We start from the raw sequence: 15,643 nt of genomic DNA on the forward strand, positions 1-15,643 counted from the left end.
GTGGTGCTTACCCCGTGCTGTCAGCGGCCGAGCAGGCTCGGCAGGCGGTCGAACCATTCGAGTACCGCGCGCTCGTAGCCGATGCCGAACTCCAGCGTGGCGCGCTGGTGTGGCGGTTTCCCGGTGTAGTCCTGGGCGAGATAGCGGGTGAGTCGTTGCTGGTGGATCTCCCGGTTCGCGGCGATCATCTGGTCGAGATGATCGGGGTCGAGGTGTTCTCCGAAGGACATCGTCAGTAGCAAAGGCACTCGAATTGTCTCGCCGCCCGGATCTCGGGCAATCCACTCCAGGAATGCTTCGCGGCCCGCATCGGTGATCTGATAGGGGGTTCGTTCCCGTGCTCCCGTCTCGCCCTTCTCGACCAGCCCGGACGCATCCATCGAGGCCAACTCGCGGTACACCTGGCTCTGGGTGATCGTCCAGAAATCACCGATACGGTCCTGTGCAGCGGACACCAGATCCCACCCCGACATCGGGCCCTCGTGCAGAAACCCGAGGAGTGACGCGGCTGTGGAATTCAGCGGTTTGCGTTGTGTCGCGGTATTCGTCAACGGACAGCTCCTTCGCTCTCAACGTTCCATAGTGGAAGGTTATACGACCGGCAACGGGTGGGCGAATACGCCGTCCGCGATTCATTTAGGATGCAACTTGTGTCTAAGACGTATTCATCGGCCGAGCGCGCTTTTCACGAGGTGAAAGAACGCATTCTCACCGGCATGCTGCCGGGCGGCGAACTGATCAGCGAGGGTGAGATCGCCGCCGACCTCGGCATGTCCAGGACACCGGTCCGCGAGGCGTTCCTGCGGCTCGAGGCGGAGGGGTGGATGAAGCTCTATCCCAAGCGTGGTGCGCTGATAGTGCCGATCCCGCCGGCGGAGGCCGAGCACGTGGCCCACGCCAGGTACGTCGTGGAGACCGGGGCTGTGCGTGCACTGGTCGCTGTTGATCGCTCGACGCTCGACGCAGCCCTGCAGGAGTCACTCGACCGGCAGCGGGAACTGGCCGACACCAAGGACTTCGCTCGTTTCGCCGTGGTAGATACCGACTTTCACCGCACTTACGTCGTCGCTGCGGGCAACCCGCTGCTCACCGGCTTCTACGATTCACTGCGCGAACGGCAGCGGCGGATGAACAGTGTTGCGCTGCACCGTGGTTCGACCGACATCGACAAGATCATCGAGCAGCACGCACGGCTGGCCGACCTGATCGGAGCAGGCGATGCGACAGGCTTCGCCGCCGCACTCGTCGAGCATCTCGCGGGCGTGCACCAGCTGGAACTGAGAGGGCTGTGATGGCAACGCTCACCGCCATCGACGCCCGATCACCCGCGCGCAAGACCATCTCGAGGCAGTGGTGGGGCGTTGCTGCGGCCATGTTCGCGATCGCCTGGGGCGGAAACGAATTCACCCCGCTGCTGGTGATGTACAAGAACAACGGACTGCCCGTCACCACCGTCGACATGTTGTTGTTCGAGTACGTGCTCGGCATTGTGCCCGCGCTGCTGATCGGCGGCCCCCTCTCGGACCGCTATGGCCGTCGCGCGCTGCTGCGTCCCGCGCCGCTGATCGCTGCCATGGGTTCGCTGTTGCTGGCATTCGGCTCAGGGTCCGTGCCGATGCTGTCGGCCGGACGGGTGCTGTGCGGGGTGGCGCTCGGTCTGGCGATGGCGGTGGGTAGCAGCTGGCTGAAAGAGCTCGCCCAGCCACCGTTCGGGCCCGAACGGCCCGCGGGAACCGGCGCGCGACGTTCGGCGATGAGTCTCACGGGCGGCTTTGCCGTCGGCGCGGGGGTGGCAGGCGTGCTTGCCCAGTGGACACCACTGCCGAACACGCTCGCTTATCTGATCAACGCAGTGTTGTGTCTGATCGCCGCGGCCTGGGTGGCGCGCGCACCGGAAACACTGGTCCCGCAGGAGAATCCGGGCCGTCTTGTCGAGGCTCTGAAGGTCCCCGCCGCTGCACACCGCCGATTCCGACACGTGGCACTGCCGGTCGCGCTGTGGCTGTTCACCTCCGCTGCAACGGCTTACGCGGTGATGCCGACATTGATGGCACCGCGCGTGCACGATGCACCGATCGCATTTTCGGCACTGATCACCGTCATCACTCTCGGCTGCGGCTTCGCGATCCAATCGGCGGCCCGGCGCATCGACCGCCCGGGCACTGCCCGCGCCGCAGTGGCGGCGTTGATTCTGGTCGTCGCAGGAATGGTCTCTGCGGCGTTGGCATCGGGAACCCTCACCCTCTGGTCCACTGTCGTCACCGCAATCGTCCTCGGTGCCGGATATGGCATCGGCCTGGTCGCCGGCCTTCAGGAGATCGAACGAATCGCCCGCCCCGACGACCTGGCCGGCCTCACCGCGGTCTTCTACTCGGCAAGCTATCTCGGTTTCGGTGTTCCCGCCCTCCTCGCCTTCCTGCACGAGGCCGCGGGCCTCGGCTACCCGACGATGTTCGCCGTCGCCGCGGTCGCCGCAGCCGGCTGCCTGGCAGTGGTTGCCCGGAACTACCGAAGCTGACCGGTCAATCCGCCTGACGCTGGGTAGCCGGGCGCGGTCGGTCGATCAGCGTTGGTAGCGCCGCGAGGTGTAGACGCGCGGGCCGTCGTCGGTGTCCCTCGACGCGGTGGTGGATGCGCCGATGATGAGCAGCGTGCGCATGTCGACCTCGGCGGGGTCCAGTTCGGCGAGTGGCACCACCCGGACCGACTCGGTGGGGCCGCCGACGTCGCGGCCGATCACCACCGGGGTGTCGGGCTTGCGGTGTTCGAGCAGCAGATCCCGCATCGCACCGACCTGCCAGGTGCGTTGGGAGGAGGCCGGATTGTAGATCGCGATCGCCATGTCGGCGGCGGCCACGGCCGAGAGACGTTGGGCGACAACCTCCCACGGCTTGAGCCGGTCCGACAGCGAGATCATCGCGTAGTCATGGCCGAGTGGCGCGCCGACTCGGCTGGCCACGGCGTTGGCGGCGGTCATGCCGGGCAGTACCCGCACCGGCACCCCCTCCCACTGTGGGTCGGCGGATTCTTCCAGCACCGCCGCCGCCATGGCGAACACTCCGGGATCACCCGAGGAGACCACCACGACCTGCGCGCCCTGCTTGGCCAAATCCAGTGCCATAGCGGCACGCTCGGATTCCACGCGATTGTCGCTGGCATGTCTGCGCTGCCCGGGGCGCGCCGGCACGCGGTTGATGTAGGTGGTGTAGCCGACGAGATCGGTGGCCTCGGCGAGGGCTTTGCTCACCTCCGGTGTGGTCCAGTCCGCCGAGCCGGGGCCGAGTCCGACTACGACGACTTCTCCCGGTAGACCGTTCGACGGTGCGGCGGTCGGTCCGGTTGCGGCCCGGCGCTGCGTCTGCTTGCTGCTCGCCAGGCGCAATGGGGTAGTCGGCTGCGGGCCCGGCACCAGGGTGATCGAGAAGTACGGCACCTCCGCGTCGTCGACGTCGGCGGCGCGGAGGACGCGTTGACGATCGGAGCTGGCGCGCTCGATGTAGTAGGCGCCGTCGAGTCGTCCGGAATCCGAGAGCGCTTGGCGCACACCGGGGTAGGTGCGTCCGAGTTTCATGATGGCGGCCGCTTCGGTGTCGCGGAGGCGGCGGGTGAGCTCGGCGGTGGGCATGGTGCCCGGCAGTACCGTGAGCACCTGTTCGCCTTCCACCAGAGGGGTGCCCAGAGCCGCGGACGCGGCGCTGACCGAGGTGATGCCCGGAATGATTTCGGTATCGAATCGGTCGGTGAGGCGGCGGTGCATGTGCATGTAGGAGCTGTAGAAGAGCGGATCGCCCGCCGCGAGCAGCGCCACCGAGCGGCCCGCCGCCAGATGTGCCGCCAGACGCTCGGCCGCCTGCTCGTAGAACTCGTCGATCGCGCCCTGATATCCGCCGGGATGGTCGGTGGTCTCGGTGGTCACCGGATAGACGAGGTGCTCTTCGAGCTGGCCCTCGCGCATGTACGGGGCGGCGATCGCGCGTGAGATGCTGCGGCCGTGCCTGGCGCTGTGGAAGGCGATTACATCGGCCGCTGCGATGATCCTGGCCGCCTTGACCGTCACCAGTTCCGGGTCGCCGGGCCCGAGCCCGACACCCCACAACTTGCCGTGGACCGTGCTGTTGGTCATTCCTGTTCGCTCGCAATCGCATTCAGCGCCGAGGCGGTGATGGCGCTGCCGCCCCGCCGGCCGCGCACGGTCAAGAATTCGACCCCACCGAAGTCGATCAGTGCGTCTTTGGATTCGGCGGCTCCGATGAATCCGACGGGAATGCCGAGAACCGCCGCTGGGCGCGGCGCGCCGGCATCGAGCATGTCCAGTAGATGGAATAGTGCGGTCGGTGCGTTTCCGATGGCGACCACCGCGCCGTCGAGCCGATCCCGCCACAGCTCGAGCGCCGCGGCCGAGCGCGTATTGCCCAGTGCGGCGGCAAGTTCCGGCACGCGCGGATCTGTCAAAGTGCAGAGCACGTCGTTATCGGCGGGCAACCGTTTGCGCGTAACCCCCGACGCCACCATGTTGGCATCACACAGAATCGGTGCACCGGTACGCAGCGCGGTGCGGGCCGCCGCCACTACCCCGGGCGAAAAGGCCACGTCCTGTGCGAGATCCACCTGTCCGCACCCATGAATCATTCGCACCACCACCTGTGCCACATCCGGCGGGAACGCGGTCAGATCCGCTTCGGCGCGGATCGTCGCAAACGAGCGCCGATAGATCTCGGCCCCGTCGGTGAGGTAGCTGGCACGCACGTCGGACATGCCGACCACCCTAGGAGTGCCCGCCGAGGGAGGTCGGCGCGGGTCAGGTCCGCGGCCGTTCGAGGATGCGCGACATGACGATGGCGCTACGTGTGCGGCCGACCCGAGTGTTCTCACGGATGCGTTCGACGGTCGACTCGATCTCGGCCATATCGGTGGCCATCACGTGGACCAGCGCATCGGCCTCGCCCGCGATTGTCCACACCCCGACGACCTGGGGAATCGGTTCGAGGCTGCGCCGCAGTTCGGCCGGGGTGATGTTGTCGCGGTAGTAGACCTCGACATATGCCTCGGTTTTCCAGCCGAGCGCAGCGGGATTGACCATGGCGGTGAATCCGGTGATCTGCCTGCTGGCCACCATCTTGTCGACACGCCGCTTGACCGCGGGCGCCGACAGGCCGACTTTCGCGCCGATTTCTTGGAACGACGCGCGTGCCTCCCTGAGCAAGTGGGCCAGAATCCGCCGGTCGATGTCGTCCACACCACACCCATTCTGTCGCCGCGCAACGATTCGCCGGTATTCCGCATATCTGCGCAACGATTCGTTGTTTCTGACGCAATAGTAGGCGAATTACCTTCGTGTCAGTCGAATGATCCGCGCCTACCCTCCGGGAGACACGTTGACCTCCGTAGCCACGCTCCACAACGAGCCACCCACCCCGCGACTGCCATCACCGCGACGGTTCGTGATGTGCCGCCCCGACCACTTCGAGGTCTTCTATTCGATCAATCCGTGGATGGATCCGACCGAACCGGTCGACCGGGCCCGCGCCCTCGACCAGTGGGAAACCCTGCGCTCGACCTTCGAGCAGTACGGTCACCAGGTCGATCTGGTCCCCGGTGAGCCGGGACTGCCCGATATGGTGTTCGCCGCGAACAGCGGACTCATCGTGGGCGACCGAGCGTTGTCGGCGCGCTTCACCCATCCCGAACGCGCCGCCGAGGGCCCCGCGTATCACCGATGGTTCGCCCAGCGCGGACTCACCGAACTCGTCGGCGCGCAGGAGGTGAACGAGGGCGAGGGCGATTTCCTCCTCGTCGGTGATCGGATCCTTGCCGCGACCGGGTTCCGCAGTTCGGTTGCCGCACACCGCGAAGTCGAACGCTTCTTCGGCCTGCCCGTGGTGTCCCTCGAATTGGTCGATCCGCGGTTCTATCACCTGGACACAGCGATGATGGCACTCGGCGACGCCAACATCGCCTACTTCCCGCCCGCCTTCAGCACGGCCAGCCGCGAGTTGCTCGCGGAGCTGTATCCGGACGCGATCATCGCCACCGACGCGGATGCGGTGGTGCTGGGCCTCAACGGCGTCTGCGACGGACTGAACGCCTTCGTCAGTGACAGGGCGGTCGACCTGATCGAGACCTTGCGGGGACACGGGTACAACCCGGTCGGCCTCGACCTGTCGGAACTGCTGAAGGCGGGCGGCGGGGTCAAATGCTGCACCCTCGAGATCCACGATGATCCGAGAAGAGAAGAGAACGCGGCTTAGCCGATCGACGTAGTGATCTTCGCCGAGGTCGGGGATGAGCCTGGGTGTCCAGGCCGTCATCCCGGGTCGTCCCGCCCCGTTGGTCATGGCCGACGGGGCGGGACGACCGGCATCGCAATGGCGCTCACGTCCTCGTGCGGCCTACGGGTTTCGCCTACCGGCACATCGCGTCGATGAGTTCCGGAAAGTTCGGGAACTCCTCCCGTGCCGCAGCCACGATCTCCGCAGCGGACCGGCCCGGTCTCGGCCCGTACCGCTCGGCGATCGCCCGGAACGCCTCGTTCGGCACCCGCGCACCGAAATGGGTCGGTGCGAACGCCTCGGCCGGGCCGTAACCGTCCGCGAACAGCCAGAGCAGGTCGAGGAGATTGCGTGCTATCAAGCCGCATTCGCCCTCGGAACCGAGATACACGATCGGCTGCTCGGCGATCGGCGCAGCGGGCCGAACCAGCCAGAACCCGGCGTAGTCACCGGCTCCCGTCGCTCCGAAGAATCGGAATTCACTGCCGTCGGCCGCTTCGTTGCCGGTCCACAGGCGAAACCAATACGCGGTCCGCGCGGGCGGCTCGAAATGTGTGTAGGGCTCGAAGTCGCAACCGTGAGAGATGTCGGTCTCCTCGTCCCACTCCCACTCGAAGCCGATCTCGACCACTTCGGCCAGCGCGGCGGGCAGGGCAAGGTCGTCAGCTGCGGTGTCGATCATGGTGGAAGGATAGTTGCTCCGGGCGCCGTGGCCTGGAATGCTCTCCGGTGCACCGACTCTCGACCCGCCGCGCTCGCGCCGTGGTGCGGTCAGAAGGGCAGTTGCGTACGCCAAGCGCTGACGGCGGGGTCGGCGAGTGGGTGCGCTTCGGTCAGGAACTTGAACAGCAGTAGCGCGCCGCTGATCTGCAGTACGGCCAACGGCAATTCGCCGATCAGCGCGATACCGACCGAGAGCCAGACGTCGTCGGCGTCGGCGGTCATCACGTCGAACCAGGCGTCGACGAGCAGCAGCAGGCCGGTCCCGAACGCGGGGAGGATGAGCAGTCGTCTGCGTTTCCAGCCCAGGTAGGCGGTGGTCGCCATCATGGCGACCAGAAGGATGTCGAAGCCGACCCAGGTCAGGGTCCAGTTCCTGGCCTGGTAATCGGCCGGCAGCGTGACTGCGAGATAGACGATCCACGGGATGAGGACCAGCGAACCGACGACCATCAGGGTCAGTCGGACCCCGCGGTGAATCCGGACCAATTCCGGCCTGGGCAACACCCGCTCGGGTGGCAGCTGCAAGCGGCTGATCAGCGCGCGGCGCTCGTCGTCCGATGGCCTGGATCTCGTCGTCGCTCAGTCTGTCAATTGCCATGCTGCACGGCCTTTCCCGCAGGAGGACGATCAGTCGACGCGATAGCCGTCCGGCGTGGCGACGACATCGGTCACCGCACCGCGCGGCCTGCCGCAGCGGCGCGCACAGCCCGACCAGTGCTGCCGTTCGCCAACCGTCACCTCGCCGGCCTCGAAGACAGGGGCGCTCGGAGTGTCGGAGGAGGTCGGATCAGGTTGCGGCAGAACGAGTTCGGAGTGGGGCGCGTCGGAGTTGAACGTTGCGCTGTCGGGCTGTATCCGGCCCGAGTCCACCGCGGCACCGACATCCGCGCGGACGTCGGTGAGCGACTTCGCGCAGCCGGGCTGACCGGCGCAGGCGCTGACCAGCAGCCACGGGGAATTGGCATCGAAGATCAGACCCATCGGGGCGAGCACGCGGACGACCTGCTCGGCGGGCCATTCCTCCAGGTCCGCCAGCACGAGGCTGCGCCAGGGGGTGAGGAAGACCGGTCGTTCGACGGCGGCGATGAATTCGGCGGTGCGTGCGGGCAGCGACCCGAGCCGTACGCCGGCGCCGAGGCTGACCAAGCCGTTGTCCTGGGTCAGCCAGCCGATCGGAATATCTTGGATGGCAGCGATTTTCAGCAGATCGGCGCGGGCGGCGAGTCCGAGCAGGTCGGTGAGACGTTCGACGCCGTTCTCGATTTCGTGCAGCCGCCACTGGCCGGAGCTCAGGTCGAGGAAGCCGTGCGCGGCGGCGAGCATGACATCGACGGCATCGGTGGCCGACACCCTGATGCCGGTGTCGAGCCCGGCCAGCAGGACCGCGAACTCGTCGGCGTCGACGGCATGCACGCCGATATCGCCACCGAGACCGCTGACATCGCCGCGGCCGTCGTCGAGGGTGAACAACACGCGGCCGGGCAGGTCGGCCAGGCGAGGCGCGGCGAGCAGGCCGGCGTCGAGCGCGGGGACGAGTTGGTGCACATCGGCCCGACTGCCGACGCGCCCTGCCAGCGGCGAGGCAACGATATTGCGCACCCGCTCGTGCGTATGACTCGGCAGTAGCCCGGCGGTTTCCAGTCGCGCGGTCAGCTCCGTCGCGTCGCGCACCCGACGCAGCTGCACATTGGCGCGTGAGGTCAGCTCGATGTTTCCGTCGCCGAGCTCATGGGCGGCTTCGGCCAGTGCCTGCAACTGCTGCGCTTCCAGCCGTCCGCCGGGCACGCGGACACGAGCCAGCGGTCCGTCGGCAGCCTGATGCAGCCGCAGCACGCCGGGGCAGGAGTCGGGAGATGTACGCGTCATGACCCACCCAGGGTACGACCCGGCCAGGTATTCGGCCCAAGGTCACCCCGGGCGCGGACTACCCACGGTGCTGCGTTTGTCGTGTGGCAGCGGACCGGCGGGCTCGCTAGTCTGCTGGCATGACCGAATCATCATCCCTCGCCGACCGTTTCGCGATTGTCGACGTTCTGACCAGGATGTTCGTCTACACCGATCAGAAGCGCTGGGACGATCTGCTCGATGTGGTGTTCACCCCGAAGGTCGATTTCGACGGCGGTTTCGGCGGCCCGGTCGGCATCCGCGATGCCGCGGACATCGTCGGCGACTGGCGCACCGGCCTCTCCGACCTCGACGCAGTGCACCATCAGGCGGGTAACTACCTCATCGACCTGCAGTCCGACCATGCCGCGGTGCACGCCGACGCCATCGCCGTCCACCTGAAGAATGACGCGGTCAACGGCAAAACCCGTACCTTCATCGGCAGTTACACCCTCGGGGCCGAACGCACCGATTCCGGCTGGCGCGTCAACCGGTTCCACTACCACCTCAAGGTCATCGAGGGAAACGCCGACCTGACCTAGGTGTACACCTGGCCCAGCGTCGTGCGGCCGCGATCTCGATCTCGACCAGCCGGCGCGGGTCGAAGATCCCGGCCGATACGACGGTCAGTGCCAGTGTGTGATCGCCGAGGACCTCCTGCCGAACCTTCGTGTCGACCTCATCGAGATATACCGGCAGCCTTTCGACGAACCGCTCGACAGCCCGGTCGTTCGCAGCTCGGGCAACTCGACCTCGGGCTCGCGCAGGTGCAGCTTGTCGGCCCGCTCGTTTTCGCCGGACTCACCCGCCTGCGGCACACTAGCCATGCCGACTGCGCCCGCATCGTCGACGATGCCGCCCGCGCCGCTACCGGATAGCCGCGTTGCTGCGGATGAGCCGTCATCGTTATCCGGTGGCGTTCTTCGACGTTCATCATGGAGGTATGGCGTCCGATCGCGTTCAGGTTCGCGTGATTCTTGTGTTCGGGGATCGTGCGCAGCTAGACACACCGTGGCATTCGGCGCGGGACCCGATGTGGGTGCCCGCGGCACTGATCGCCGAGCAGGCCAGGTTGCCGGTGAATGAACTGCCGGGCAGAGAGTTCAGTGCCGTGGGAGATCGGAAGTCCCTGACGGACTTCCGGCTGGTCTTCGACCCGCGCCTGTAGAACGGGGAACTGCGCGTCCGATCCGCAGGGTTCGTATCGGGCAGAAACGTGCCTCGACGAGTCTGCCCGCTGCGGCAGACAGACAGGTGGCAGGTGCGTGCCGCCCTGGCAGGTAGCATCTGGATGCTCGGCGGGCGACGAGGAAACCGGTGGAACTCCGGTGCGGTCGCGCCACTGTCACAAGCCAGACCCTCTCCGGCGAGCAACGAACCCGATGGGCGCGTAACCCGAGGAAGGCCGTCACCTGTGATTTTGCTGCTGTCCACGTCCGACACCGATCTGTTGAGCGCGCGCGCGAGTGGCGCCGACTATCAATGGGGCAATCCCGCTCGGTTGCTGGTCGAAGAGCTGCCCGCGCTGCTCGACGGCGCCGATCTGGTGATCGTGCGGATCCTCGGCGGTAAGCGGGCCTGGGAAGATGGCTTGGAAGCGGTACGTGTCAGTGGAGTGCCGATGGTGGCGCTCGGTGGCGAGCTCGCGCCCGACGCCGAATTGATGGAGTGCTCGACGGTGCCCGGCGGCGTTGCCGCCGACGCACACAACTACCTCGCGGCCGGTGGTGCGACGAATCTGCGTCAGTTGCACAACTTCTTGTCCGACACCGTGCTGCTCACCGGGCACGGCTTCGAGCCGCCCGTGCAGTTGCCGAGCTGGGGCGAGCTGGAGCGCACCGCGGCGACGGTCGACGGCCCGACGGTCGCGGTCATCTACTACCGCGCACAGCACCTCGCGGGGAATACCGGATACATCGATGCGCTCTGTGCCGCAATCGAGAACGCCGGAGCGCGGCCCCTGCCGCTCTACTGTGCGTCGTTGCGCACCGCCGAACCCGCATTGCTCGACACACTCCGGCAGGCCGATGCACTGGTGGTGACGGTGCTCGCGGCCGGCGGGTCCAAGCCCGCGACCGCGTCCGCCGGTGGCGACGACGAGGCGTGGGACGTCGCGGCGTTGGCCGAGCTCGATGTGCCTATCCTGCAAGGCCTTTGCCTGACCAGTGGCCGCGCGCAGTGGGAGGCCAACGACGACGGGCTCTCGCCCCTCGATGTGGCCACTCAGGTGGCGGTGCCGGAATTCGACGGCCGGATCATCACGGTGCCGTTCTCGTTCAAGGAATTCGACGCAGACGGTCTGTCCACCTACGTGCCGGACCTCGAGCGCGCGGCACGGGTGGCGGGTATCGCGGTGCGGCATGCGCGGCTGCGTCACATTCCGGCCGCACAGCGTCGGGTTGCCTTGATGATGTCGGCCTATCCGACCAAACACGCCCGCATCGGCAACGCGGTCGGCTTGGATACCCCGGCGAGCGCGATCCGATTGCTCACCGAGATGCGTTCGGCTGGTTACGATCTGGGGCCTGCCGGTGCGGTTCCCGGGCTGGAGGAGCGCGATGGCGACGCGCTTATCCACGCGCTCATCGCCGCGGGTGGTCAAGATCCCGACTGGTTGACGGCCGAACAGCTCGAAGGCAATCCGATCCGGATCAGCGCGACGCAGTACGCGGCGTGGTTCGACACGCTGCCCGAGGACCTGCGCGAGGCCGTGATCGAGGCGTGGGGCCCGCCGCCGGGGGAGCTGTATGTCGATCGCTCCGCCGATCCCAACGGCGAAATCGTCATTGCTGCATTGCATTTCGGCAATGTGGTGTTGATGGTGCAACCGCCGCGTGGTTTCGGTGAGAACCCGGTCGCCATCTACCACGACCCGGATCTGCCGCCGAGCCATCACTATCTCGCGGCCTACCGCTGGATCGCCGCACCGGACGGGTTCGCCGCCGACGCGATGGTGCACCTCGGCAAGCACGGCAACCTGGAGTGGCTGCCGGGCAAGACCCTCGGCATGTCCGCTTCGTGCGGCACCGATGCCGCGCTCGGTGAGCTGCCGCTGATCTATCCGTTCCTCGTCAACGATCCAGGTGAGGGCACGCAGGCCAAACGTCGAGCACACGCCACCCTGATCGATCACCTGATCCCGCCGATGGCGCGCGCCGAAAGCTATGGCGACATTTCACGTCTGGAGCAGCTGCTCGACGAGCACGCCAATATCTCCACCCTCGATCCCGCCAAACTGCCTGCGATCCGGCAGCAGATCTGGACGCTGATGCGCGCGGCGAAGATGGACCACGATCTCGGGTTGGCCGAGCGCCCGGAAGAGGATGTCTTCGACGACATGCTGCTGCACGTCGACGGCTGGCTCTGCGAGATCAAGGACGTGCAGATCCGCGACGGATTGCACATTCTCGGGCAGTCGCCCACTGGGGAGAGCGAACTCGACCTGGTGCTCGCCATGCTGCGAGCGCGGCAATTGTGGGGGGGCGAGCGCAATGTGCCAGGGCTGCGCGAGGCGCTCGGGCTCGACGAATCCGGAACCGAGACCCGTGAGCGCGTCGACCGGGTGGAAGCCCAAGCGCGCGAGCTGGTCTCGGCGCTGCAGGCGACCGATTGGTCCGCCGATGCCGTGGACACGCTCACCGACAACCCCGCGGCGCGGCAGGTGCTGCGGTTCGCCGCCACCGAAGTAGTGCCGCGGCTGCGCCAGACCGGCATCGAGATCGACCGGGTCCTGCACGCGCTCAACGGCGGATTCATCCCGGCGGGCCCGAGCGGTTCGCCGTTGCGCGGGTTGATCAACGTGCTGCCGACCGGCCGCAACTTCTACTCCGTCGACCCGAAGGCGGTGCCGTCGCGACTGGCCTGGGAAACCGGGCAGGCCATGGCCGATTCGCTGCTGGATCGATACCGTGCCGACCACGGCGAATACCCGCGGTCGGTGGGACTTTCGGTGTGGGGCACCTCGGCGATGCGCACCTCCGGCGACGATATCGCCGAAGTTCTTGCGCTGCTCGGCGTCCGGCCGGTGTGGGACGAGGCCAGCCGCCGCGTCATCACGCTCGAGGTTATTTCCCTGGCGGAGCTCGCCCGCCCCCGCATCGATGTCACCGTGCGGATCAGCGGATTCTTCCGCGACGCGTTCCCGCACGTGCTTGCGCTGCTGGACGACGCGGTGCGGCTGGTGGCCGAGCTGGACGAGCCACTGGAGTCGAATTACGTACGCGCGCACGCACAGGCCGACCTCGCCGAACACGGCGACCAGCGCCGCGCGACCACCCGCATCTTCGGCTCCAAGCCGGGCACCTACGGCGCGGGCATCCTGCAGTTGATCGACTCGAAGAGCTGGCGCACAGACGACGACCTCGCGCAGGTGTACACCGCGTGGGGCGGCTTCGCCTACGGCCGTGACCTCGACGGCGCACCCGCGGCCGACGACATGCGTACCGCCTACCGGCGGATCACGGTGGCCGCCAAGAACACCGACACCCGCGAACACGACATCGCCGACTCCGACGACTACTTCCAGTACCACGGCGGCATGGTCGCCACCGTGCGCGCGCTGACCGGCAAGAACCCCGAGGCGTACATCGGTGACAGCACCCGCCCCGATGCGGTGCGCACCCGCACCCTCTCGGAGGAGACCTCCCGGGTCTTCCGTGCCCGCGTGGTGAACCCGCGCTGGCTGGAGGCGATGCGCCGCCACGGTTACAAGGGCGCATTCGAAATGGCGGCCACTGTCGACTACCTCTTCGGCTACGACGCAACCACCAATGTCGTCGCCGACTGGATGTACGAAAAGCTTGCGGAGAGTTACGTTTTCGACGACGTGAACCGGAAGTTCATGGAGCAGTCCAACCCGTGGGCGCTGCACGGAATTGCCGAGCGGCTGCTGGAGGCCGCCGAGCGGGACCTGTGGGAGCAGCCGGAGCAGGCCACGCTCGATCGGTTGCGGCAGGTCTACCTCGAGACCGAGGGCGAGCTCGAGTAGCTCCGCTCGGAGCGGCGGTCGATTTGGTTCGATACCGGCCAGGTGGCCTCGGCGCGGGTGTGCTCAACCCGGGGCGGGCGGACCTGGCCGGCGGATCGGCGTGTTCCCTCATGGTCGTTCATCTTCTGTGCGCGGCGATACGTCGATCCCGAGATGGTCTTGCGGCTGGTCGTCCAAACGTCGTCTCGGAGTCGTTAGTTCGGCCGAATCCGTTGCGGAGCACTGTGATTGGTTCGTTTCAACGTCAATTCGGCTGCCTCGATCACCGAGGGCGTGAGCGGGTGCGGTACCGACATGTCGGTTTATTTGTCGGTAACGTCGGATCCCGCACGTTGGGGTGTGCAATAGAATTGCGGGAATTTCAACCACCCAATTTCTTGGGCAGGTGAATTAATTGATCTTGCAAGGCAATTCGATTTCGTCATTCTATCGACAGCGATAGCGTCTGGGGCGCATGATTATCCGTGTCCCATTTGCCGATTCTCGGGGAACGTCAATCGAATCGGCCGGATGATTGGAAAGTCTTATGATGATCAAGAGATTGATAGCGGCAACGATGTTCACTGTCGCCGCAACGGGCATCGCCGCGGCGGCTGCGCACGGTCAGCCGGTGGCGCCGGGCGCAGAGTTCGAAGGGGTGGACAGCGGTGTCGTTTACACGGCCGCGGTGGCACCCGACCGTTCGAGTGCGACGGTAACGCTGGCGTCGGGGACGTTCGAGGTGACGCCCACCACGGGCGTGATCTCGGTGCTGGCGCCCGACGGGTCGGTGGTCGGCTCGCTGCCGACGGCGGTGCAGACCGTCGCCGGTCAGCAGGTGCAGGTCACGCCGCAAATCGACAGCACGGCAACGGCTTTGACGCTGACCCCGGTCGGCGCCGTGGCGCCGGAACCCGGTGCGTTGCAGAACATCGGTGACGCGGGCACCACTGTTGCGGGTATTGCGATCGGTTGCGTCGTCGGGGCGCTCATCGGGCTCATCTTCCTCGTCGTCACGGCCATTCCCGGCTGTATCGTCGGCGCGATCGTCGGCGGAATCATCGGCGCCAACCAGTGATCCGTCAGCGCAGGCCTGAATAAGCCATAGTGGATATCCTCGACCGGGCTCGGTAGGAAATTGCCGCCCGGCCGGGGATATTGATGTTCAAATCTCTCGACACCATGAATTCATAGGGCACCCGCCGCTGTACGGAACCGCTCAGCGGTGGCTCGCAGGTGCCCGGCGAGTCGGGTGCGTCGAGCACCTCGAAGTCGACATCGAGTAACCCGAGATAGAGCATCGACATTGGGGGCGGTCCCCGACCCCACCGCGACAGCGACTGCCTCGTCATCATCGAGCAATAACGGAGGCAGCGCGGATCCGGCGCCGAGCCGATACCCGCCTGCGGCGCCAGGAGTCGCGTCCACGGGATAGCCCAGGTGCCGCAACCGCTCGACGTCGGTGCGAATGGTTCGCGTCGACACCCCGCGCCACTCGGCCAACGCGGGTCCGGTCCAATCCCAGTGCCGCCAGCAGCGACATCAGCCGCAGCAATCGTGCGGAGGTTTCCAGCATTCCCCGATGATCTCAGGCTTTGCGGAAAGAACGCCTTCGCAAGCCTGCGCGCTCCGCGGGAGCGGCGGGCGTCGTAGATCGGGTGGCGGCGCCGCGGACGAGCTCACCTTTCTCGCCCGCGTCGATGCGGTGGGTGATCGGCTGTGGCGCGTTGGAAGGGCGTCTGTATAGTGTGCGGTCGCAACTAGTTTCAGGTGCTAATGAAGTCTGGCCGGACGGATCGAT

General features: G+C 66.6%; 13 protein-coding genes and 2 pseudogenes. 7 read left to right on the forward strand and 8 right to left on the reverse strand.

Annotated features, from left to right (window positions below; genetic code table 11):
• Positions 1–20: 20 nt before the first annotated feature.
• Positions 21–551, reverse strand: a complete 531-nt coding sequence (locus tag OHA42_RS22425; protein WP_406229830.1) for a PadR family transcriptional regulator — start codon at positions 549–551, stop codon at positions 21–23.
• A 90-nt stretch (positions 552–641) separates the two neighbouring features.
• Here OHA42_RS22425 and OHA42_RS22430 point away from each other — a divergent pair, with 90 nt between their 5' ends.
• On the forward strand, positions 642–1,292 hold the full coding sequence (locus OHA42_RS22430; protein ID WP_406229831.1) for a GntR family transcriptional regulator: 651 nt from the start codon (positions 642–644) through the stop codon (positions 1,290–1,292).
• On the forward strand, positions 1,292–2,518 hold the full coding sequence (locus tag OHA42_RS22435) for an MFS transporter (RefSeq protein ID WP_406229832.1): 1,227 nt from the start codon (positions 1,292–1,294) through the stop codon (positions 2,516–2,518). The genes OHA42_RS22430 and OHA42_RS22435 overlap by 1 nt, the downstream gene beginning before the upstream one ends.
• Before the next feature lie 45 nt (positions 2,519–2,563).
• Here OHA42_RS22435 and cobJ read toward each other — a convergent pair whose 3' ends face one another.
• Genes cobJ through OHA42_RS22450 form a run of 3 tightly spaced genes read right to left on the reverse strand, consistent with a single transcriptional unit; the run spans position 2,564 to position 5,236 of the window.
• Entirely contained in the window at positions 2,564–4,123 is a 1,560-nt protein-coding gene (gene cobJ, locus OHA42_RS22440; protein ID WP_406229833.1) for a precorrin-3B C(17)-methyltransferase, read from the reverse strand.
• Positions 4,120–4,755 (reverse strand): precorrin-8X methylmutase, encoded by a 636-nt coding sequence (locus OHA42_RS22445; protein ID WP_328400490.1) that lies wholly within the window; start codon positions 4,753–4,755, stop codon positions 4,120–4,122. The genes cobJ and OHA42_RS22445 overlap by 4 nt, the downstream gene beginning before the upstream one ends.
• Before the next feature lie 43 nt (positions 4,756–4,798).
• Entirely contained in the window at positions 4,799–5,236 is a 438-nt protein-coding gene (locus OHA42_RS22450; protein ID WP_328400492.1) for an Lrp/AsnC family transcriptional regulator, read from the reverse strand.
• A 139-nt stretch (positions 5,237–5,375) separates the two neighbouring features.
• Here OHA42_RS22450 and ddaH point away from each other — a divergent pair, with 139 nt between their 5' ends.
• Complete coding sequence (gene ddaH, locus OHA42_RS22455; protein ID WP_406229834.1) at positions 5,376–6,248, forward strand: dimethylargininase; 873 nt, start codon at positions 5,376–5,378, stop codon at positions 6,246–6,248.
• A 154-nt stretch (positions 6,249–6,402) separates the two neighbouring features.
• Here the strand turns inward: ddaH and OHA42_RS22460 are convergent, their stop codons facing one another.
• From OHA42_RS22460 to OHA42_RS22470, 3 genes and pseudogenes are all read right to left on the reverse strand, one after another.
• Positions 6,403–6,951 (reverse strand): hypothetical protein, encoded by a 549-nt coding sequence (locus OHA42_RS22460; protein WP_406229835.1) that lies wholly within the window; start codon positions 6,949–6,951, stop codon positions 6,403–6,405.
• An 89-nt stretch (positions 6,952–7,040) separates the two neighbouring features.
• Positions 7,041–7,590 (reverse strand): annotated as a pseudogene (locus OHA42_RS22465) (hypothetical protein).
• 29 nt (positions 7,591–7,619) lie between these two features.
• The gene (locus tag OHA42_RS22470) at positions 7,620–8,858 is read right to left on the reverse strand and encodes a precorrin-3B synthase (RefSeq protein ID WP_406229836.1); all 1,239 of its coding nucleotides are present in this window, start codon (positions 8,856–8,858) and stop codon (positions 7,620–7,622) included.
• A gap of 119 nt (positions 8,859–8,977) precedes the next feature.
• Between OHA42_RS22470 and OHA42_RS22475 the strand changes: the two genes are divergently transcribed.
• From OHA42_RS22475 to OHA42_RS22490, 4 genes are all read left to right on the forward strand, one after another.
• On the forward strand, positions 8,978–9,418 hold the full coding sequence (locus OHA42_RS22475; protein WP_406229837.1) for a nuclear transport factor 2 family protein: 441 nt from the start codon (positions 8,978–8,980) through the stop codon (positions 9,416–9,418).
• Positions 9,419–9,819: 401 nt separating this feature from the next.
• Positions 9,820–10,044, forward strand: coding sequence for a hypothetical protein (locus tag OHA42_RS22480; protein WP_406229838.1), 225 nt, complete (start codon positions 9,820–9,822; stop codon positions 10,042–10,044).
• A 246-nt stretch (positions 10,045–10,290) separates the two neighbouring features.
• On the forward strand, positions 10,291–13,863 hold the full coding sequence (gene cobN, locus OHA42_RS22485) for a cobaltochelatase subunit CobN (protein WP_406229839.1): 3,573 nt from the start codon (positions 10,291–10,293) through the stop codon (positions 13,861–13,863).
• Between the two features lie 526 nt (positions 13,864–14,389).
• A complete protein-coding gene (locus OHA42_RS22490; RefSeq protein ID WP_406229840.1) occupies positions 14,390–14,920 on the forward strand; it encodes a hypothetical protein in 531 nt (176 codons plus the stop codon).
• Positions 14,921–15,153: 233 nt separating this feature from the next.
• Here OHA42_RS22490 and OHA42_RS22495 read toward each other — a convergent pair.
• Positions 15,154–15,418, reverse strand: a pseudogene (locus OHA42_RS22495) (helix-turn-helix transcriptional regulator); the annotation flags it as partial.
• Positions 15,419–15,643: the final 225 nt, after the last annotated feature.

The sequence above is a fragment of the Nocardia sp. NBC_01009 genome, assembly GCF_045208035.1.
GTDB lineage: Bacteria > Actinomycetota > Actinomycetes > Mycobacteriales > Mycobacteriaceae > Nocardia.